Source organism: Francisella sp. SYW-2, assembly GCF_008711475.1.
Lineage (GTDB): Bacteria > Pseudomonadota > Gammaproteobacteria > Francisellales > Francisellaceae > Francisella > Francisella salimarina.
This window is the reverse complement of the sequence record NZ_VXKO01000011.1, coordinates 30259-52410: the sequence shown is the minus strand read 5'-3', so window position 1 is coordinate 52410 and position 22152 is coordinate 30259. Positions and strand designations below refer to the sequence as shown.

Sequence of the window (22152 nt, the reverse complement as noted above, 5' to 3'; positions counted from 1 at the left end):
CCTAATGATTCTTCTAAACCTAAAAAGAAAAAATCCATAACTACTAAAAATATAAATATCTACGATATCTATATTTTACAAAAGTTCATAAGTTTAATGAAAGATTAAATCAACAGTCTTTAGTATTAGCAATACTATAAAGCAAGTGACATATATTAGTGAAGTTGGAAAAGAAAAATTACGTGCAAATAGAAGCTCAATCTGGGTTTTAGAGGGAGAAGAATGGAAGCTTAAATTTCATCAAGGAACTCCTTGTTTGTAAAAACCGAAAAAATGGAGGGCTCTGCAAACAACCCCTTACAAAAAGACAAAACGAAGAAATATACTTATCTCAAAAACCAGGTATAAAGTTGAAAGATGCTTTGGTACATTAAAAAGAAAGTTCAACTTTGCTAGAGCTAGTTATTTCTCTACAGTAAAAGTTCATGTTAAAGCTTTAATGAAAGCTTGCTGTTTTAACATGTTAAAAGCTGTCAACATGATGGCTTAACTAGGGTAAATGTATCTATATCTGCCAAAACTGGTAAATATAGATACTAAAAGAGAAATTAACCTCAAATTTCATTAAATTTGAAAAAGTTATCAGGAATAAATAAATTAGTCAAGATTAATTCAACAATCTTTAATATTTATCTAATCACTCATGTTAATATTTCTTAATAGATTAATAAATCACCAATTAAAGATAATATGAGCAAAGTCGAGATAAACCATAACCAATACTGGTTAGATAGATGGCAAAATAATGATGTCGATTTCTGTCAAGAGTCGCCAAATGAATTTCTAATTAAGCACTTTTCTAAATTAAATATAAATAGTTCTTCAGTATGTTTAGTGCCAATGTGTGGAAGTAGTATAGATATGCTGTACTTTTTATCTAACGGCGTTAAGGTAGTCGGTGTGGAGCTTTCAGAAAAAGCTGTTTTATCATTTTTTAGCCAAAATAATATCAAATATGAGGTTGTAGATGGCAATAACTATAGGCTCTATAAAGGCGATGACATCGAGATATATGTAACAGATATTTTTAACTTACCTAAAATAGCCAAAAACCTACCCGCTTTTGATATTTGGTATGATAGAGGAGCTTATATTGCTTTGCCAGAAGATATAAGAGCTAGATATGCAAAGATGATGCTACAAGTATGCTCTGATAATACTCAAATACTACTACTCGTGATGGAGCATGACAAAAAATCTCAGACTCCTCCATATAGTGTTACTCAAGCTGAGCTGGTAAAGAACTTCTTTCCAAATATTAAGTTTGAACTAATTGATAGTAAGCAAAGAGAAAATATTCCAGACTACCGAAAGGCTGAGGGAATGACTGAGCAATATTACACCGCTTATCTAAGAAAATAATTAGAACTTACTTTTGAAATTTTTCATTAATACCCTGCATATATTTATTTAGAGCATCTAGTGTACAACTGTCATCATCATCCATAATTGGTAACTTGACATACTTCCCATCATACCTAAGCTTAACTTTATAAGTATCGCTATCTTTGAAAAGTTCAAATTGCATATTACTTGCATAGCCTGGTGCTTCAGCTAGAGGTACTCCTAATGTCCCCATTACTTCCAAAAGAGTCAAATCATGACCTGAGTAATAAGTCATTTTATATTTGGATTTACCTTCAGCAGCATTATTTAAATCTTGTATTATTCTATTAGTAAATTCGCCACCCATAATATAGGCAACTTTTTGTGATTTGAATTGTTGTGCTAAGCCCCAATCTGTAAGAGCTATTATCTGATCAGCATCTTCTTGAGATAGCCCTTTTGGTAGAGGCTTACCATGTGCCTTAGCAACTATCAAAACATCGCCTACAGTGATCACATCATTTAACCCTGATATTTTATTACCTAGTATTTGCTGCCATTTTGCAAAGTTAGGCTCTGCTTCTTTAGTCTTATCTTGCCATATTTTAGAGTTATAGATATATTCTCTCAACACAGCCAAATACTGCTCATAAGGAAACTGTATAAGCTTAGAATCTGCTGACAGAGTCATAATAGGAATTGGTTGGAAGCCTCCATTAATGGCGCGCTGTCCATTAGCCAAAACAGGTCCCGTACCTGCTGGATATAGCCCCATTAATAAACTCTGTGCACTCTCTACAGTACGATTAGTATGACTAGATAGTACAAAAATACTCTGATTCTTATATTTACATGAAAGTAACTTAAAGTTTTTGATATATCTTTGTCTTAATTTACTTCCTAGTATAAATTCTTGATGCATACCTATAGGAGTAAGCTCAGATAATTCTGTTCCCCAGTCATAGTCAGCATTTTTGATATTTGCAAATGGTGCCCTATCACCATGGCGTGTAATCATAGATACAAAAACTAACTTACCTTCAGAGTATCCTAGCGGTATCAGCAAAAATAGTAACGTGAATGTCGCAATAATTTTTTTCATAACTTGGTTTAGCAATATTACTAAATAATTCACATATATTATCATTTTAAAAAATGAAAACTATGATTTTATAACCTTATATTACTACTATGCTCACTAATCCCCACCAAATATCAATAAAACTTATATACAAAATAAAAATAACATATTTTTATTTATAAGAAATCTCTGCAATAATACTCACATCTCGATACAGAACATAATAAAAAAGGTAATCAAAATGAAAAAAGCAATATTAGTAATCACAATTAGTTTAGCAACTCTAAATTTTGGATTTAGTTTATATCAAGTAGGTGGTACAAGTTCTAACTCTTTTCCACCTCCCGTTATGCAATTAGCATAATCAGCATACTATACATCAAAAACTTATCTCTACTTATACTTAATACCTTATCTAAAACCAATATCATCATAGATAAATCATAAAAGATTAAAATACTAATTTTTTGTAGAAAAAAATCTATTTTTTTGAAGAGATAAAAGTTAATTGTAGTATAAAAATAGCTTTAAAACTAGACCAAAATCAACTTTAGTCAAAACTTAAGAAAACAGTCTTTACATATAGGTCTCTAATGCCTACAATACTTTCAATTTGCCTATTAACTTTGTAAAAAGTAATGACAGAAAAAACTTTCAAACTCTTTTTTTCTTCCAATTCAATTTATCACAAAAAGGTTGTTTTATTATGATATTAGCTAACGATATGACTAATGCTATATTGGTTTTCCCAGATGGTACATACTATCTTGGTAGATCAATAGGAGTTCGTGGTTGGACAGACGGCGAAATTTGTTTCAACACTTCAATGACTGGTTACCAAGAAACATTAACAGATCCTTCTTATGCTGGTCAAATTATCACATTTACATTTCCACATATTGGTAATGTAGGTATCAATAACGAAGATAATGAATCACTTGGTGTATTTGCCAAAGGTCTAATTGTTAGAGAAAACCTAACTAGCCCATCAAATTTCAGATCAAAAAAACATATTGATACATGGTTAAAAAATAGAAATATCGTTGGTATATGTGGTGTGGACACTCGTGCAATTGTGCGTAAGATTCGCAAAGAAGGTGCCGTAAGGGTTGCTATACTGTCTGTAAAACCTGGTGAGTTTCTAGATGCTAACTATGTAAGATCACGTATCAAAAATAAATCTAACCTAAGTGGTAGAGATTTAGCAATAAGTGTAACTACTAATAGAGAATATGAGTGGGATGAGCATACCTTTGAACTGGGACAACAATCATATCGCCACCAACAAGAATACAAATATAATGTTGTAGTCATCGACTATGGTGTTAAATATAACATCTTAAGAAATCTTGTAGATGCAGGGTTTAAAGTAACTGTAGTACCAGCTGATAGTACTTATGAAGATATTATGAAGCATAACCCTGATGGAGTATTCTTATCAAATGGTCCTGGAGATCCATTTGCTACTTCAGACTACACTATGCCAGTTATCAAAAAACTTCTAGAAATCAAAATGCCAATATTTGGTATCTGTCTAGGTAACCAGCTATTAGCTCTAGCAGCTGGCTTAAAAACTAAAAAAATGCACCAAGGTCATCGTGGTGTAAACCAACCTGTACTAGATGCTGATACTAAAAAAGTTCTCATTACCAGCCAAAACCATGGTTTTGTAGTATGTGATGATGTAGTTCCAGATAATATCGAGATTCATATGAGCTCACTTTTTGATGGTACTGTTGAAGGCTTGAGATTCAAAGATAGACCAGCTTTTGCAGTACAATATCACCCAGAGAGCTCGCCTGGCCCACATGACTGTAAGTATTTATTTAATGAATTTGCTGAGATGATAGCAGAAAGTAAGAAAGGGAACTAAGAAGATGCCAAAAAGAACAGATATAAAAAGTATTTTAGTATTAGGTGCTGGTCCAATTGTTATCGGTCAAGCATGTGAGTTTGACTACTCAGGAACTCAAGCATGTAAGGTTTTGAAAGAAGATGGCTACACAGTCTATCTGGTAAACTCAAACCCTGCAACTATCATGACAGACCCTACAACAGCAGATAAGATCTTCATTGAGCCAATTACAGTTGAGAGTGTTGGCAAAATTATTGCTAGAGAAAAACCAGATGCAATCTTACCTACAGTAGGTGGTCAAACTGCTCTTAACTGTGCGTTAGAGCTAGATGCTGCTGGTATACTAGAGAAGTATAGCGTTGAAATGCTAGGAGCAAAAGCTGACTCTATCGACAAAGCAGAGAATAGAGAGCGTTTTAACAAAGCTATGGCAAAAATTGGTCTTGATGTGCCAAGAAATGTCGTAGTGCAATCTATGGAGGAAGCTCGCAAAGCACTAGAAGATATTGGTTTGCCAGCTATTGTTAGACCATCATTTACACTTGGTGGAAGTGGTGGTGGTATCGCTTATACAAAAGAAGAGTTTGAATCAATTGTCAAAAATGGTCTAAGCCTATCACCAACAAATGAAGTGTTAATTGATGAGTCTATCCTAGGCTGGAAAGAGTATGAAATGGAGGTTATCCGTGATAAGGCCGATAACTCTATTATTATATGCTCAATTGAGAATATCGACCCAATGGGTATCCATACAGGTGATAGTATCACAGTAGCTCCAGCACTAACTCTTACAGACAAAGAATATCAAATCATGCGTGATGCTTCGATTGCTGTACTTAGAGAGATAGGCGTAGAGACTGGTGGATCAAATGTACAATTTGCAGTAAACCCAGAGACTGGAAAGCTTGTAGTGATCGAGATGAATCCAAGAGTATCTCGCTCATCTGCACTAGCATCAAAAGCTACTGGCTACCCTATTGCAAAAGTTGCTGCTAGACTAGCTGTTGGCTATACTCTTGATGAGATTGATAATGACATAACAAAAGTTACTCCAGCATCATTTGAACCAACTATTGATTATATAGTTACTAAAATTCCTAGATTTACATTTGAGAAATTCCCTACTACACCGTCAAACTTATCTTCACAAATGAAATCAGTTGGCGAAGCTATGGCGATTGGTAGATCTTTTACAGAAAGTTTACAAAAAGCTCTAGTATCACTTGAGACAGATTTAAAGGGTCTAGATCAAGTTGAAATACCAGGTGTTAGTGAGTCAAACTCAACAGAAGAAAATAAAGTAGCTATTCTAAAATCATTAGAAGAGCTATCTCCTATGAGAATTCTAAGAGTAGCTCAAGCGCTCAGATTTGGTATATCTGAAGAAGATATTCATAATGCTTGTAAAATAGATCCTTGGTTTATTGAGCAGATTGCTATCATAATAGATGCTGAAGAAAAGCTTAAAAAAACAGGTTTGCCAAATAGCAAAGAAGAGTTCTCTATTTATAAGAATCTAGGATTTTCTGATGCGAAAATTGCTGAGCTTGTTGGTAGAACTGAAAGATATATTAGAAACTTCCGTTTCGGTAAAGAGATCTACCCTACTTTTAAGAGAGTAGATACTTGTGCTGCTGAATTTGAGTCTAAATCATCTTATCTATACTCGACTTATGAGCACTATAGCTATGAAGAAATCGTACGTGACTGTGAGTCAGAAATATCTGATAAGAAAAAAGTTATAATTTTAGGTGGTGGGCCTAACCGAATTGGTCAAGGTATTGAGTTTGATTATGCTTGTGTTCACGCTGCTAAATCTCTTAAAGAGGAAGGTATCGAAACTATCATGATTAACTGTAACCCTGAGACAGTTTCTACGGATTACGACACTTCTGATAAATTATACTTTGAACCTCTTTGCGCTGAGAATGTTCTTGATATTATCAAAAACGAAATGCGTAAAGGTGAAGTCCTAGGAGTAATTGTACAGTTTGGTGGTCAGACACCTTTGAAACTTGTATCTGCCCTACATGAGAATAATATTCCTATACTAGGTACAGATCCTGATAAGATTGATCTAGCAGAAGATAGAGAGAGATTCAAAGAACTATTAGACAAGGTTGGTTTAAAACAACCATTAAACACTATCGCATATACCATTAATGAACTTAAGAAAAAGATTGTTAATGTCGGCTATCCTGTTGTTGTAAGGCCATCTAATGTGCTAGGTGGCAGAGCTATGGAAATAGTTCACTCAAAAGAAGAATTAGATACATATATTGAAACAAATGCTAAATGTATTCTGGAAGGTCCTATTCTAATTGATAAATTCCTAGAAGATGCGATAGAACTAGACGTTGATGCTCTAGCTGATGGTGGTGATCGTGTATTTGTCGCAGGTATTATGGAACATATCGAGGAAGCAGGTATTCACTCTGGTGACTCGGCTTGCTCTATACCAACTCGTTCGCTATCTGATGAGCAAATCGAAGAGGTTAAACAAGCAACTATCAGACTAGCTAGAGAGTTAAATGTTATTGGTCTAATGAATATCCAATTTGCATATCAAAAGGATCAATTATATGTAATCGAGGTAAATCCAAGAGCATCGAGAACTGTACCATTTGTAGCAAAAGCTACTGGTAATAGTATCGCAAATATTGCTACTAAACTTATGCTTGGTAAAAAGCTATCAGAGTTTATCTTAAATAACCCTATACCTAGACATTTCTCTGTCAAAGAAGCGGTATTCCCATTTGGAAGATTTGCTGATGTAGACTGCTATTTAGGCCCTGAGATGAAATCTACAGGTGAAGCAATGGGTATGGATAGATCTTTTGGCGTAGCTTTTTATAAGGCTCAAGAAATGTCTTTTAATAAACTACCTCTAAAAGGAAATATTCTAATATCTGTAAGTAATGCTGATAAGCCTAAGATAATAGAGCCTGTTAAAGAGCTGATAGAACTAGGTTTTAATATATTTGCTACTAAGGGTACAGAAAGCTTCTTAAAAGAACATGGTATTGCTTGTAAGCTATTTGATAAAGCTTCGGACAATATTGGTAACAGTCAGGTTCATAGTACAGTTAATGCTATCGAAGCCGGCGAGGTTGATCTACTTGTTAATACATCAATTAGACAAGAGTTAAATATCAGCTTAGCTCTTAGAAGAGCTGCTATTATGAGTAGAGTACCATATGTGACGACGGCAGGTGCTTTTGAGGCTTTTGTTATTGCAGCTAAAGATATGCGCAAAATCAATAATGATTTTGATGTTAAAACTGTTAAAGAGTGGATTAATAGTTAAATTTTGGCTTATTAGAATACCTATCATTTAGGTAATAATTGATTAATATACTTAATGGATTTTTTTTGAATGAATTTAATTTTCGATATTGATGGAACAATTTGTAATAATGGAAAGCATATAGCAGAAAATATACAAGAAGAAATAAAATCTCTATATAACAAACACAATGTTATTTTTGCTTCTGCTCGACCAATAAGAGACATGTTACCAATCCTTAATAAAGAATTTCACTCATCTTTACTAATAGGATGTAATGGTGGTATTCATTATAAAAATAATGATTTTGGAAAAACCCACCACTTTAAAACTAACATAATAAAAGATGTGGTAAACTTTCTTAAAAAGGGAGATATCCCCTATGTACTAGATGGTGACTGGTATTATTCTCTATCTGAAGTCACACATCCATTCCACGATTATATTAAATCATTAAGTAATTATGAGTATCTAGAGAACGATTTAATAGAAAAAGGAATAACTAAACTACTCATATTAGATAATACAAAAGAGTTTGAAGTAGCTGATATTTTTGCTTCCTTTAATGAAAAGTTTAATTTAAATAAACACTCAAAAGATAACTTTTTTGATATAACACCCAACTATAATAATAAATATGTTGCACTTAAAGAGTGTAATATCAACATGCAAGAATCTATCTGTTTTGGTAATGATCATAATGATTTTATGATGCTAGATAATGCCCACATATCTGTTTTTGTTGGTGGTGAGAATACTTATAATAATGCAGATATTTATACTGACTTTGATGGTGTTCATAATGTCATAAGAAAACTTAAAAGTACTGGTGTACTATAGTAATTTAACTATACAAAAGGTATTAAAATGCTATCATTTCAAAAGCTTCTACGGGGCGATCAAATTACTAAAGATGACTTATATAAACTATTTCATCAAGCTGATATTTATAAAAATAAACTAGCTAATTCAGAACCCATCAAAGATTTAGAAGGCAAAATACTAGCATCTCTTTTCTTTGAACCAAGTACTAGAACTAGATTCTCTTTTGAATCTGCCATGAATAGACTTGGTGGTAAGGTTATATCACTAGAAAACGGTACTTCTAGCTCTACTCAAAAAGGCGAAACCCTTGATGACACAGGTAGAATGATGGATCAATATGCTGACATAATAGTTATGCGTCATCCTAAGCCACATAGTGTTGAAGAGTTCTCAAAATATGTTTACTCACCTGTGATAAATGCTGGTGACGGTGAGAATGAACACCCTACTCAATCATTGGTTGATTTATATACTATCTATTCCGAGAAAGGCTCTCTTGATAACCTAAAAATTGGTTTCTTAGGAGATCTAAAATATGGTCGTACAGTTCATTCATTAACTAATATCTTAGCTAAATATAATGCTACATTTAAATTTATATCTTCAAAAGAGCTGCAAATCCCTGAGAAACTTAGAGATTTTGTTGAGAAAAATGGTAATTCTTTTAGTGAACTAGAAGAGGTAAGCGCTGAAGCTCTGAAAGATTTAGATGTACTATATGTAACTCGTGTTCAAAGAGAGAGATTTCCAAATGAAGAGAGTTATTTAGAGAATAAAGATTTATGCTACTTAGATAGAAAACATATTTCCGCTACTAGCAACTTCATAATCCTTCATCCTCTTCCTAGAGTTGATGAGATGGATAGATCTATAGATGAGCTTGAGTGTGCAAAATATTTTGATCAAATCAAATATAGTGTTCCTATTAGAATGTCTCTACTATCATTACTTCTAAAATCACAAAACTAAATTTAATTAGATATTTATAGCTTTGTTTTTTTGACAATCTCTTCTTTTTACATTAAATTTTATTAACTAATTTTGAACCTGGCTTATCGATTGCTGATTATTAGCTTTCTGTAAGTGTTTTTATTTTTAACTAGATATATATTTACTATGAAAAGAAATGAAGACTTTATGTGGTCTCTTAGCCTTTTTGGTACGGCTATTGGGGCTGGTATACTTTTTTTACCAATTCAAACTGGAATTTCAGGAATTATACCAATACTTGTAGTATTAGTTTTTATTTTTCCAATGGTGTTTTTGTCTCATCGTGCATTGTGTAGGTTTGTGATATCTAACCCAAATACTGACTCTGATATTACTGCCGTAGCAGATGACTACTTTGGTAAATTCGGTGGTATTATTTTTAATATTCTGTATTTATTTGCAATATTACCGATACTGTTGGTTTATAGTGTTGGTATTACAAATACTCTAGCTAGTTTTTTCAAATATCAGCTTCACTATGAGATACATAATAGATTTCTTTTGAGCTTCTTTACCATACTCTCATTAGTATTTATCATCAATTTTGGTCAGAAACTAATTATTCGCGTGATGAGCTTTTTGGTTTTCCCTTTCATCATAGCATTATTAGTGCTTTCACTATGGATGATTCCATACTGGGATATAAATATACTACATAATAGCTTTGAATATAATCATACTTTTTCTGGTGTTTTATTAGCTATTTGGATAATTATGCCAATACTTATATTTTCATTTAACCACTCACCAATTATTTCATCTTTAGCTGTTTATACGAAAAGCAAATATAAGCAAAATGCTGATGAAAAAGCATCGAGAATTATTGCTTTTAGTAATATATTAATGATTGTTACAGTAGTCATATTTGTATTTAGCTCAATGCTAACTCTGTCTCCAGATGATTTAATGGCTGCTAAAGAAGAGAATGTTTCTATATTATCTTATCTAGCAAGTCATTTTGATAATTATTCTTTGGACTATATAGCTCCTCTGGTTGCTCTAGTTGCTATGAGTAAATCTTTTTTTGGACATTACTTAGGATCAAAAGAAGGTATAGATGGTATAGTTTGCAAAATCTCAAAAAACTCAATCAGTCAAAAAACTATAAAGCCTATTACACTATCAATAGTGTTTTTATCATGTTGGTTAGTTGCTTATTTAAACCCAAATATACTAGATATGATATCTAGTATTGGTGGTCTTGTTTTAGCTGTAATACTATTTATTATGCCTATCTATAGTATCTATAAAATCAAATATCTAAAGCAATATAAAAATCTACTAGCTGATGGTTTCATACTTTTTGTTGGTGTTGTGGCATTATCTTCAGCTATCTATGTTTTATTCTAGAATCATACTTAAGATTTGACATTTATCATAATAAAGTATAAATTGTATCCACCCGAATGGGGGCGAATATGGTTTCGACATGAATGTCAAAATCTAAGGTGCATGTCGAGGAAGTACCGTAACCTCGTTAATAACAGTACAAATGCCAATAATAACTGGCAACAAAAAAGCAAACCGCGTAGCGGCTAACGACAGCAACTTTGCTGCTGTTGCTAAAGCTGCCTAGTCTAGCTTAATAACCTAGATGCGCACGGATATGATAGTCTTTCTTATGACACTATCTTTACATCCGTTCATATTCCGCATAAGACGGTCTTTGCTTTTTGTCTGGGAGTTAAGGCTGTATTTAACAGACTCGCTAACTATTACCCTGGCTAATTGGGGAATAGCTAAGCTAAACTCAAATAGATTAGCCTAAGCATGTAGATCCAAGGATAGAGAGTTTGTGGACGCGGGTTCAAGTCCCGCCGCCTCCACCAGTTGCATTCAAAATTTTTTTTGAATAATAACTTTTAAATAGTTATCATTTAGCTATAGATATTTAGGTATAGATATATCATGAAAAAAACACTAATCACTACTCTTATAATTGTGTTCTTAAGCAGCTGTACCTTAATGAATCGCGGAGATGTAACTTCTAGCACAACACCTCTTGTTCAAAGACAATACAAATCATTACTTACAAATAAAACCCAAGGTAATAAAGACTTCTTTAACTTTTCTGAATATAATATTTATTAATTTTGGTCTTTATATGCATTAAAAAGCTGTTGTGATTGCTTGGATACTTGTTGCTTATTTTCATTATTATTTTGGTTAGTATTCTGATTTGCGTTTTGGATATTTTGTTGCATAAGCTCTAAGTTTTTTGCGTATATCGAATTAAATAACAATACAACTGCAAGACCGAGTAAAAACTTTTTCATAACTCTTCCTTTCTAATAAAACTATAATTAACAACTCTAACTAAGAAGATACAAATATGCAACTAACATTTTTTACAATAAAAAGTTTATGCTTTGTGAAAATATTTTATAGAATAGTCATCAATTATTAATTTAAGATATTTATAAAAATGATTAAAAAATATTCTTTACTATTTGCTATAGGACTTATTTGGGGCTCACAATTTATCTTTCAAAAAGAAGCTATCGAACATTTTCCACCAATTTTGATTGCTTTTGCTAGATCATTTATTGGTTGTTTAATTCTTTGTATTGTTTGTTATTTTTTAGGTTTAAAATCTAAATCATTCAAAAAAGATTTTGCTATTTACTCCTTAATAGCTTTTCTTGAAGCTACAATGCCTTTTATGCTAATACCATGGGGTCAAAAATTCACTAGTCCATCCATTACTGCTATTCTTACTGGAACAGTGCCGTTTTTTGTTGTTTTACTTGGACCATTAGTAGTTAATTCTAGAATAACTTTTGCTAATATTTTAAGTATTTCAGTCGGATTTATTGGTTTATTAATATTATTTTATCCAAATTTAGTAGCTGACAATCATTCAATAAATATATATGGGATATTAGCAATACTATTAGCAACTACATCCTTTGCGCTAGCTTTATTGCTTTTAAGTAAATCTTGTTTCCACGATAATCCCATTATTGTTTCAAGAAATATTCTTATTGCTTCAACTTTACAGTTATCTATCTTACTGATTATATTTAAGCCAAGCTATGCCAGCATTCATTCTTCTACTTTTGCACTATCTTCTTTAGTATATTTAGGTATATTTTGTGCTGGTATTGTATATTTTCTTTATGCTTCTTTGATAAAAGTCGCTGGTCCAGTTTTTACCTCTTTTACTAACTACTTAGTACCTTTGTTTGGAGTTATCTTTGGTATATTAATCAACCATGATCCTTCTAACATAACTGTTTGGATATCTTTAATTATCATCCTATCTGCTGTTAGCCTTAACTATATAACTAAACACTAATCATTATTTATGATTTATTATTTTCTATGCCAGATCACTACTTCTTTGATAAAATATAAATGTCATTAAAAATCTTAGGAGAATACAAATGAAATGTCCATTTAAAGAAAATGATTCTTGCTGTAAGCAGTTTTGGTTTTGTGCGTTAGCTGTCTTTTTAACGGTATTGGGAGTTGCTGTCGCATTGAAAATTATAACGCTGATTTTATGTATATTTCCTGGTTCTGTGCACGAAAATACATGGCTTGTAGTTATATCTATCGTTTTAGTACTATTTGCCGCTAAATACCATAAAAAAGGTCACTGTGGTTGTGGTCCTAAATGTGACTATCCTTGTAACAAAAATCAAGCTAGTAAATGTTGTGATTCAAATAAGGAAAACTCTGCTGAATAAATCTTCGGACATCTATTTTTCATAACTAATTACTATATTTATGTCTTATAATATCTATATATTCAAATTCTTTTTTCTAAAATTTCTCAATGCAATATTTAGAACAAAACTGTAAATTAACATTACACGAGAGTCTAGAAGAATATAATAAAAATTATTCTTTTCTAAACTCAAACAATGGACATGATGAAGCTAGCAAATGGTTTAGAAATCATGATATCACCCATATTTTATTTGGAACTGTTCCCTTTGAAATTAGAGGTGAAGCTATAAATGATACTTGGACTTTATTAGGTAGTAATGTCACACTCAAGGGTTACAAAAAGTTTTTTAATTTTGTTGATTATAAAACTGTTATAGATAGTTATCTCAAAAAATATAAATATAAACTTATTGTCTATTTGGTAATGCTTAGGTATATTCCTATATGTTTATTAACTGTTTTTAGAGCTTCTAAAATGTCAAAAAAATGGGATTGGTATAATTATGATGAATATCTAAATATACCTCTTTCAGAAATTAGAAAAGAGTTTAATATAAAAATTATAAAGCCTTAATTTGTAACATTCGTATAACTTCTTTGATTTATCAATAAAACATATAAAGCAGCAGATATAACTACAAATACTAGCGTAAATAAGTTATAGGAAGATATATTTTCATATATATACCCAAATACTAATTCAGATACTAAGTATGCAAAAATAACCCATGATGAAGCAAATGCTTTTAAGATTTTAGAAAAATCTCCTTTACTATCTATATATGCATATATTATGAAAAATACTATATGGAGAACTAGAGCAACCGCTAAATTAAGCACTCCTGCAATCATCAATAAATATGTCAAAAACATATATACTAAAAAAGCTATAGTTCTAGAAAAAGGTAGATAACTCAAAGGTAAAGGATCAGCTTTGTTAGCTTTTAGTTTTGCGTATGCAATAGGTAGAGCTATACATGATACTAGTATAAAAGTCGTTGTTAAAGAAGCTATCATCTGCCAGTTTCTAAAGAAAAATATTAAAATAATCGAGCAGATAAATGAAAAAATTAACGAAGTACGCGAAACGTTTACACCCTCAGTTACTCTAGCAAAATAACCAGGCATTTGTTTTGCTTTTGACATTTCATTTAACATACGAGTACTAGCACCTAGATAGATAATACCTGTTCCTGATGGGCTAAGCAGAGCATCTGCATAAAGTACCAAAGCTAAAGCATTTAAACCTAATATTCCTGTTAATTGAGCTAAAGGAGATTCAAAATTTAAGCCATCCCAACCATTCTCTAGCATTTTTTCAGGTACGCCACCAATAAATGATATTTGTAATAATAAATATATGAATAATACTATCAATACACTACTAACTAATGCTATTGGAATATTTTTTCTAGGATTATCTAGCTCTGCTGAGAAACTAGCTGCCATCTGAAATCCAAAAAATGAATAAAATATACCACAAGTAACAATAGCATTAAAAATACCACTAACTCCATCTGGCATAAATTTAACATTTTCACCACCAAAATTACTTGAATGAAATGCTGCTATCATTATTATCACCGATGTAGCTATGGGTATGATTATCTTTAGAGATGTCAGTGAGTTATTGATTTTTGATAGAGATTTGATACCCCAATAATTTATCAATGTATACAATAGCATAAATACTGCAACTACCAAAACACCTACAAAAGTAAGTTCACCATTGCTAAATACATAAGGAGTAATAGGCTCATATATAGAAGAAATATATTGTGTAGTAGCCATAGCTTCTGACGGTACAATTATAAGCCCTAGCATCCAGTTTGATAATCCTGTTACAAAACCAAAATGCTGATTATGTGATATAGTTACTAATCGCGTAAATAATCCATTTGTAGGATATTTCACAGCTAGTTCTGATAATAAGAAAGCCATTAAAAGAACTACAAAAGCTCCTATAATCCATGAGAAAATTGATGCTGCTCCTGCTGCTTGTGATGCATAATAAGAAGCATATAACCATCCACTACCAAGCATAGTACCAACACTTAATGCTATAGCAGTAAATAAGCTAGGTTTTTTTGTATTTTTCATAATTTTATTTCACCTATTTTTTAAGATTTGTATCCAAAAACAAATATATTATTCTTAATAAATAGATTTTAATCAATAAAATTATTCAGTGATGATAAGATAGTGAAAAATTAAGAAGATTAGTAAACTCTAGATTTTCATTGGCATTATGATGAACAAGCTATTATCTTTTTCATCCTTAACTAAAGCACTCATATTTGGATTATCAAGATAAATAGTCATAGTTTCTTCACTTAGAACATTTATAATATCTAGAAGATACTTGTAGTTAAAGCATATTTCCATATCATTATCATTATATTGAACTTCTACTTTATCTTCTGCTTTTTCATTATCAGGGTTATTTGCAGATAAAAGCACTTGTCCTTGAGATATATTCAAACGTACACCTTTGTATTTATCATTAGCTAAGATAGATGTTCTTAACAATGAATTTTTCAAAACTTGCTTGTCTACAGCAAGAAGCTTAGTGTTATTTTTAGGAATTACCTTTTGATAATCTGGATAACGACCATCTATAAGTTTTGATATAAATGCATAATTACCAAATTCTGCTTTCAGATAGTTCTTACCTAAACATATTTTGATATTTTCTTCTGTTTTACCAACTATCTTTTTAAGCTCTAAAATAGCCTTTTTAGGAATTATCGATTGAGAGTCACTATCTAAAACTTTACTATCTACTATAGACTCTGTAATAGACATTCTGTGTCCATCTGTAGATACTGCTCTTAATAGATTTGAGTTAATTTCCCAAAACATCCCATTTAAGAAATATCTAGTATCATCATTAGCCATAGAAAAATCTACTTTTGAGATAATATGATGAAAGTCTTGTTGAGAAAGATCAAAGCTTGCTTGCTCATTAATATTACTGTCAATTAAAGGATAATTATCAGCATTTAGTGATATAAGATTAAATGTACTATTATTAGAAATAATTGTAACTTTATTATCATCGATTCTAAAGTCGATCATAGAGTTATCATTTAAACTTCTAACAATATTGTATATTTTGTCAGCATTTAACGCTAATTTTATGTTTGTATTACAACTAACAGCTATATTACATGATATTTCTGTATCAAGATCTGAAGCAGTAATTTTAAGATTATTGTTATCTATATCAAACAATATGCATGATAATAAAGGCATTGTACTTTTACTATTAGCCACTGATAACATTGACTGTAAAGGCTTTAGTAAGTCATCTCTATTTAGTACAAAATTCATTTTTAAAAACCCCTTTGATAATAGTTCCTATTTTTATTTAACGAGAAATCTTGTCTAAAAGCAACTCATAATCATCAGATATTGAAGTATTGCTTTGTCTTAATTTAGTTATAGCTTTGACAGCGTGCATAACAGTAGTGTGATCTCTACCTCCAAAAGCATTACCAATTTCTGGTAAACTATGAGATGTTAGTTCACGTGCTAAACTCATTGCTATTTGTCTTGGTCTAGCTATATTTCTACTTCTTTGATTAGAAGTTAAGTCTTTTACCCTTATTCTATAAAAATCAGCAACCACTTTTTGGATATTATCTATTTTCACTTTCTTTTCTTGTATTTTTATAACATCTCTTAAGCAAGCTTGTGCCACTTCTATAGTAGGATCTTTATGATTAAATTTAGAAGTCGTAAGCACTCTATTTAAAGCACCTTCTAACTCTCTAACATTCGTACGTACATTCTCAGCAATAAATGCTGCTGTTTCATTAGGTAGTTTTTGACCTAAATCATGTGCTTTTTTAAGCAAAATAGCTATTCTAGTTTCTAAATCTGGCATATCTACAGAAACTGTTAGACCATATCCAAAACGTGAAACTAATCTTTCTTCCAAACCTTCTATTTCATTTGGATACTTATCACTAGTCAAAATAATCTGTTTGCCACTCTCATATAATGCATTGAAAGTATGGAAAAACTCTTGAGCGGTACCTTCCTTACCTGCTATGAACTGAATATCATCTATAAGAAGAATATCTGCAGATCTATACACTCTCTGAAACTCATCTTGATCTTGTAATCTAATTGAATTTACATAATCTTTAATAAATTGTTCAGAGTTTGTGTATATGATTCGAGCATTTGGATTAACCTCTTTAGCATGATTACCAATAGCCTGCATCAAGTGAGTTTTACCAAGTCCACTGCCACCATATATAAATAATGGGTTATGCAATTTACCAGGATTAATAGATACTTGCATAGCTGCTGCTCTAGCTATTTTGTTTGCATCACCAACGACAAAACTATCAAAAACATATTTTTCTTTTAATGGTAAACCAAAAGAATATTCTTGATCATCTTTATCTGTGATAAGCATCGCTTCATCAAAACCAAATAATTCTTGGGAGGCAGATTTTTTGGAAGATAATTTCTTTTGATTCTTTTTAAGCTCTTGGTTTGAACTAACTTCTTCAGAATCATCTTTTATTTCAACACTTTTTTGATTGAAAAAATTAGCTTGAGGGCCTACTGAAGTAACTCCAGAAGAATTTTCACCAGAAAATTTTTTATTAGAATATTCTATAAGCAAATCACCACTATGGAACTCTTCTATTGTTGATAAAATAAGTGCTCCATACTTAGATTTTATATGTTTTTTAAAATATTCATTATTACAATAAATTGTGAATAAGTTACTATTTTGCTCTACATGAATAGGTTTAATCCACGTTTTGTATTCAAACGTAGAAAGGTTTTTTTTTATTTTTTTTAAACACTTATTCCATGTAGTCATAACAAAAAAATGTCCCAATAACCTTTAATTTATAAAGGATAACCAATAGTAGGCATAATAGATTAATTGAATGTGTTAGATTTTATTGCAATAAAAAAAAATAAGCAAACATAATTACTCAAACCTGTGGATAATTATGTTAATTAATTTGTTTATTTTTTGTCAAAACAGTTGTTAAATAACTTATTCACAAATATGTTAATAATTTTGTTGATAAATTTGATGATTAATTATCCACATTTTTATTCAGGTTCTTTCATCCACTTTTTTACATACTTATACATCTTTTGTAAAATACCCAAATCTATTGATACATTTATGTTTTAAAGAGTTATCAACAAGAAAATATCCACATAATAAATAATAATATAAAGAAAAAGAAATTAAGTTATATATAAATAAGTAAAAGAAAAATGATCAAAAATATAAAAAAAAAATTTTTTCTTTATAATTGATGTTAATAAGATAAAAAACTTTTTTCTAATGTCATTAAATACTGAAATATTTTTAAACATAAATAAATATGAACAAAGAATAGCTATAAAAGAAAATAATATTCTTAAAGAAATTTTAATTGAAAGAGATAACCAAAAAAGAATAGTAGGAAATATTTATAAAGGTAAAATAATAAGAGTACTTCCTGGTATGCAAGCAGCATTTGTAGATATAGGATTAGAAAAAGCAGGTTTCTTACATTTATCAGAAGTTATACCTCTAGAAAAAGATGATGAAGAATCTGATGAAAATTTTAAATTAAACAAACTAAATACTGAAGATATAAATAAATGGTTACGAGAAGGCCAAGAAGTATTAGTTCAAGTTGTAAAAGAAAGTATAGGTAATAAAGGTGTAAAATTAACTTCACATTTATCTGTATCATCAAGATTCTTAGTTTTCTTGCCTGATTTAGATCATATAGGTATATCTCTTAAGATAAATAAAGAAGAAGAAAAACAAAGATTATTAGATTCTATTAAGAAAATAACTCAAAGTGAAAATCCTAGAGGTTACATATTAAGAACTGCTGCAGAAGGTGCTAGTTATGAAGAGCTAGAAAATGACATCAAGTTTTTAAATAACCTATGGCAAGATATTTTGGATATTTCAAGTACTATAATTAAACCAGGTGTTGTTTATGAGGATTTTAGTTTAATAATTAAAACAATTAATATTTTTGCTAATGACAATCCTGATAAAATTCATGTTGATAATATAGATTCATACAAAGAAATTTGTCAATTTGCTGATAAATACATTCCTGGATTAAGAGATAAAATAGAGCTTTATCAAAAACATAATATTTTTGAAGAATATGATATTGATACAGAAATAAATAAAGCTTTAGATAAAACAGTATATCTCAAATCAGGAGGATATCTGGTTATCGAACAGACTGAAGCAATGATAACTATCGATATAAATACAGGTGGTTTTATAGGAACAAAAAATCTAGAAGAAACTATATTTAAGACAAATTTAGAAGCTACAAAAGAAATAGCTAGACAGCTAAGGCTAAGAAATTTAGGTGGTATCATAATTATAGATTTCATTGATATGATGGATGAGTCACATAAAAATCAAGTTTTAGAGGCTCTGAAGAAAGAATTAGAGCTTGATAAGGCCAAGACTAGTGTCAGTGATATTTCAGAGCTAGGATTGGTCGAGATGACGCGTAAAAGGGTACATGAGAGTTTATTAAGAACACTATGCCAGCCATGTGATCACTGTAGAGGTAAAGGAAGCGTCAAAACATTACAGACAATTTGTTATGATATATTCAGAGAAATTAAATCAGAATCAAAAAATTATCCAAATTATAATAATTTCTTACTTATGTCTTCAAAAAAGATTATTGACTATATAGAAAAAGAAGAATCTATATGGTTAGCAGAACTGGAACTTGAAATCGATAAAAACATTCATCTAAAAGCTGAAAGTAGTCATATATACAATCAATACGATATAATTCCATTAAATTAAAAAAAAATACAAAACATTATTGACAGCTTAATAAAAAGAGCTATAATACTTACTCATAGTCGCCGACTTAGCTCAATAGGTAGAGCAACTGACTTGTAATCAGTAGGTCGCCAGTTCGATTCCGGCAGTCGGCACCATAAATACGGAGTGGTAGTTCAGTTTGGTTAGAATACCTGCCTGTCACGCAGGGGGTCGCGGGTTCGAGTCCCGTCCATTCCGCCATATTCTCATTAAGGTCTAGTTCTTAAAACTCAGTTTTCCCCTTTTTACTTCTGATATCTTGATCTAGACCTTAATTTTTTATATTTTCTTAAAAACTCAATAAATTTTAACTATTAAATATCTAAAAAATATTTCGATAAAATCTATATTACTTTTTATTTGTATATAAAGATAAGTTGTTATGTTTAATGTAATGATGTACCATTACATAATTGCATTGAAAATATTTTTTTATGAATTCAAATAAAGGATGGCAACAATTTATAAATATATTATCTGAAACTTCAGATCCTCAAGATATTAATATTATTTGTGATTTTTTGTTGACTAAAGAAGAAAAAGAACAATTAAGTAAAAGGGTATTATTAACCAAAGAACTGATAAAAAAAACTAAATCACAAAGAGAAATATCTAAAGAAATAGGTATAAGTATTTGTACAGTTACAAGGTGTTCTAATGCTCTAAAAGATTGCTCTACAAGAGTAAAAGAAATATTCTCTGATAATAAAAAAGGTGATTAAATGTCAGTAAAAGAGCCAGAAAAATTTTTAGCTTCGCATATCTATAATTTAGATTATCAAGAAGATTTAAATAGATGTTTTGCTAATTTATGTACTAACAAAAAAAATACTATATTGTTAGAATCAGCAGAAATAGATACAAAAGATAAACTCAAAAGTATTTTGGTACTAAATAGTGCCTTGCGTATAGCTTGTATTGAAAACAAAGTTTTTATGAAACCATTATCCAAAAATGGCGAATATGCTCTAAAAGAGATACAAAAAAACATCAAAGATGATATTGAATATAGATATGATAATAAACAATTAATATTAACTTTTAAATCAATAAAAGATTATCAACTCAATGAACATCAAAAATTAAAAAAACAGTCAGTTTTTGATGCTTTAAGAATTATAAAAGATAGTTTTGAAATATATAATGAATTTAGTATTTTTTTGGCTGGTTTATTTGCTTATGATGTAGTTGGTAGTTTTGAAGAAATAGGTCAAGTAAAGCGTAAGAATAAATGTCCAGATTATGTATTTTATCTTGCAGATACAATACTTGTAAGTGATCATCAAGAAAAAAATACATTTATACAAGTTAATAGTTTTGGACATAAAACAGTAGCAGATCTAGAGGATAGTATTGCTGTAATTAAGCAAAATATAAATAATGATATAGAATTAAAAGTTGAAAAATTTAGCAACTTAGAACCTAAAGAATCAATAAATGATAGAGATTTTTGTAGTGTAGTAGATAAACTAAAATCACATATTATAGATGGTGATATATTCCAAGTTGTACCTTCACGAAGTTTCTTTTTGCCATGTCAAAATTCTTTGGAAGTTTATAAAGAGCTTAAACGTACAAATCCTAGCCCGTATATGTTTTATATGCAAGATGAAGATTTTATTATCTTTGGAGCATCGCCAGAAAGTGCCTTAAAATATCAAAAATCTACAAATCAAGTAGAGATATATCCTATAGCAGGCACACGCAGAAGAGCAAAAAATTCAGATGGTAGTATTAATACAGATTTAGATAGTAGGATTGAGTTAGAGCTTAGATTAGATGCTAAAGAAAATGCAGAGCATATGATGTTGGTAGATTTGGCTCGTAATGATGTTGCAAGAATATCAAAAACTGGTACTCGCTATGTTGCTGATCTTCTAAAGGTTGATAGATATAGTCATGTTATGCACTTAGTCTCTAGAGTAGTAGGTCAACTTGCTGATGACTTGGATGCTTTACATGCTTATCAGGCTTCTATGAATATGGGTACATTAACAGGCGCACCAAAAATTAAAGCAATGCAGTTAATATCAGAAGTCGAAAAACAGACTAGAGGTGGATATGGTGGAGCTATAGGTTATTTTAATGGTTATGGTGATTTAGATAGTTGCATAGTTATACGTTCTGCTTATGTTGAAGATGAAATGGCGGAGGTTCAAGCAGGTGCAGGTGTGGTGTTGGATTCTATACCTATAGCAGAAGCTGATGAAACTAGAACAAAAGCACAAGCTGTAATATCAGCTATCAAAAATGTACATGGAGTGTAG

Annotated in this window: 20 protein-coding genes, 2 tRNA genes and 1 other RNA gene; 18 read left to right on the top strand and 5 right to left on the bottom strand. The window is 30.7% G+C overall.

The genetic code is table 11. The annotated features are described in order from the left end of the window. The first annotated feature begins 283 nt into the window (after window positions 1-283). Window positions 284-490 (top strand): transposase, encoded by a 207-nt coding sequence (locus F3D57_RS05205; RefSeq protein WP_224728154.1) that lies wholly within the window; start codon window positions 284-286, stop codon window positions 488-490. Window positions 491-690: 200 nt separating this feature from the next. Continuing rightward, window positions 691-1362 carry a thiopurine S-methyltransferase gene (locus F3D57_RS05200; RefSeq protein WP_150465452.1) on the top strand — a complete coding sequence of 224 codons (672 nt, stop codon included), beginning with the start codon at window positions 691-693 and terminating at the stop codon, window positions 1360-1362. A 7-nt stretch (window positions 1363-1369) separates the two neighbouring features. On the opposite strand, the gene F3D57_RS05195 is transcribed toward F3D57_RS05200, so the two are convergent. Beyond that, the gene (locus F3D57_RS05195) at window positions 1370-2428 is read right to left on the bottom strand and encodes a histidine phosphatase family protein (RefSeq protein ID WP_191092353.1); all 1059 of its coding nucleotides are present in this window, start codon (window positions 2426-2428) and stop codon (window positions 1370-1372) included. A 220-nt stretch (window positions 2429-2648) separates the two neighbouring features. Here F3D57_RS05195 and F3D57_RS10430 point away from each other — a divergent pair, with 220 nt between their 5' ends. The 8 genes from F3D57_RS10430 to F3D57_RS05160 all read left to right on the top strand — a co-directional run bounded on the left by F3D57_RS10430 (window position 2649) and on the right by F3D57_RS05160 (window position 11454). Beyond that, window positions 2649-2771 carry a hypothetical protein gene (locus F3D57_RS10430; RefSeq protein ID WP_013921814.1) on the top strand — a complete coding sequence of 41 codons (123 nt, stop codon included), beginning with the start codon at window positions 2649-2651 and terminating at the stop codon, window positions 2769-2771. A 342-nt stretch (window positions 2772-3113) separates the two neighbouring features. After that, window positions 3114-4280: a glutamine-hydrolyzing carbamoyl-phosphate synthase small subunit gene (carA, locus tag F3D57_RS05190; RefSeq protein WP_013921813.1), complete on the top strand. Its 1167-nt coding sequence runs from the start codon at window positions 3114-3116 to the stop codon at window positions 4278-4280. Between the two features lie 4 nt (window positions 4281-4284). Next, window positions 4285-7569, top strand: coding sequence for a carbamoyl-phosphate synthase large subunit (gene carB / locus F3D57_RS05185; RefSeq protein ID WP_150465450.1), 3285 nt, complete (start codon window positions 4285-4287; stop codon window positions 7567-7569). A 69-nt stretch (window positions 7570-7638) separates the two neighbouring features. Continuing rightward, window positions 7639-8388 (top strand): HAD hydrolase family protein, encoded by a 750-nt coding sequence (locus F3D57_RS05180; RefSeq protein ID WP_150465449.1) that lies wholly within the window; start codon window positions 7639-7641, stop codon window positions 8386-8388. 27 nt (window positions 8389-8415) lie between these two features. Then, window positions 8416-9342 (top strand): aspartate carbamoyltransferase, encoded by a 927-nt coding sequence (gene pyrB, locus F3D57_RS05175; protein ID WP_150465448.1) that lies wholly within the window; start codon window positions 8416-8418, stop codon window positions 9340-9342. Between the two features lie 147 nt (window positions 9343-9489). After that, complete coding sequence (locus F3D57_RS05170) at window positions 9490-10713, top strand: aromatic amino acid transport family protein (protein ID WP_150465447.1); 1224 nt, start codon at window positions 9490-9492, stop codon at window positions 10711-10713. A 58-nt stretch (window positions 10714-10771) separates the two neighbouring features. Then, window positions 10772-11192: a transfer-messenger RNA gene (gene ssrA / locus F3D57_RS05165) on the top strand. 79 nt (window positions 11193-11271) lie between these two features. After that, on the top strand, window positions 11272-11454 hold the full coding sequence (locus tag F3D57_RS05160; RefSeq protein ID WP_146421553.1) for a hypothetical protein: 183 nt from the start codon (window positions 11272-11274) through the stop codon (window positions 11452-11454). On the opposite strand, the gene F3D57_RS05155 is transcribed toward F3D57_RS05160, so the two are convergent. Then, complete coding sequence (locus F3D57_RS05155) at window positions 11451-11639, bottom strand: hypothetical protein (protein ID WP_149368987.1); 189 nt, start codon at window positions 11637-11639, stop codon at window positions 11451-11453. The two genes, F3D57_RS05160 and F3D57_RS05155, sit on opposite strands and share 4 nt — an antisense overlap. Window positions 11640-11788: 149 nt before the next feature. Here F3D57_RS05155 and F3D57_RS05150 point away from each other — a divergent pair, with 149 nt between their 5' ends. From F3D57_RS05150 to F3D57_RS05140, 3 genes are all read left to right on the top strand, one after another. Beyond that, window positions 11789-12661 carry a DMT family transporter gene (locus tag F3D57_RS05150; protein WP_004286826.1) on the top strand — a complete coding sequence of 291 codons (873 nt, stop codon included), beginning with the start codon at window positions 11789-11791 and terminating at the stop codon, window positions 12659-12661. A gap of 88 nt (window positions 12662-12749) precedes the next feature. Continuing rightward, window positions 12750-13055 (top strand): hypothetical protein, encoded by a 306-nt coding sequence (locus F3D57_RS05145; RefSeq protein WP_150465446.1) that lies wholly within the window; start codon window positions 12750-12752, stop codon window positions 13053-13055. Between the two features lie 89 nt (window positions 13056-13144). After that, window positions 13145-13612, top strand: a complete 468-nt coding sequence (locus F3D57_RS05140) for a hypothetical protein (RefSeq protein WP_150465445.1) — start codon at window positions 13145-13147, stop codon at window positions 13610-13612. On the opposite strand, the gene F3D57_RS05135 is transcribed toward F3D57_RS05140, so the two are convergent. From F3D57_RS05135 to dnaA, 3 genes are all read right to left on the bottom strand, one after another. Beyond that, window positions 13609-15138, bottom strand: a complete 1530-nt coding sequence (locus F3D57_RS05135; RefSeq protein WP_150465444.1) for an APC family permease — start codon at window positions 15136-15138, stop codon at window positions 13609-13611. The genes F3D57_RS05140 and F3D57_RS05135 overlap by 4 nt on opposite strands. A 129-nt stretch (window positions 15139-15267) precedes the next feature. Further along, a complete protein-coding gene (dnaN, locus tag F3D57_RS05130; RefSeq protein WP_146421549.1) occupies window positions 15268-16371 on the bottom strand; it encodes a DNA polymerase III subunit beta in 1104 nt (367 codons plus the stop codon). Between the two features lie 37 nt (window positions 16372-16408). Further along, the gene (gene dnaA, locus F3D57_RS05125; RefSeq protein WP_150465443.1) at window positions 16409-17884 is read right to left on the bottom strand and encodes a chromosomal replication initiator protein DnaA; all 1476 of its coding nucleotides are present in this window, start codon (window positions 17882-17884) and stop codon (window positions 16409-16411) included. 483 nt (window positions 17885-18367) lie between these two features. Between dnaA and F3D57_RS05120 the strand changes: the two genes are divergently transcribed. From F3D57_RS05120 to F3D57_RS05100, 5 genes are all read left to right on the top strand, one after another. After that, complete coding sequence (locus F3D57_RS05120) at window positions 18368-19864, top strand: ribonuclease E/G (protein WP_013923729.1); 1497 nt, start codon at window positions 18368-18370, stop codon at window positions 19862-19864. Between the two features lie 61 nt (window positions 19865-19925). Beyond that, window positions 19926-20001: transfer RNA gene (locus F3D57_RS05115), tRNA-Thr, on the top strand. Between the two features lie 7 nt (window positions 20002-20008). Further along, a tRNA-Asp gene (locus tag F3D57_RS05110) sits at window positions 20009-20086 on the top strand. 233 nt (window positions 20087-20319) lie between these two features. Continuing rightward, on the top strand, window positions 20320-20607 hold the full coding sequence (gene trpR, locus F3D57_RS05105; protein ID WP_150465442.1) for a trp operon repressor: 288 nt from the start codon (window positions 20320-20322) through the stop codon (window positions 20605-20607). Further along, complete coding sequence (locus F3D57_RS05100; RefSeq protein WP_150465441.1) at window positions 20608-22152, top strand: anthranilate synthase component 1; 1545 nt, start codon at window positions 20608-20610, stop codon at window positions 22150-22152. It abuts the gene before it with no gap.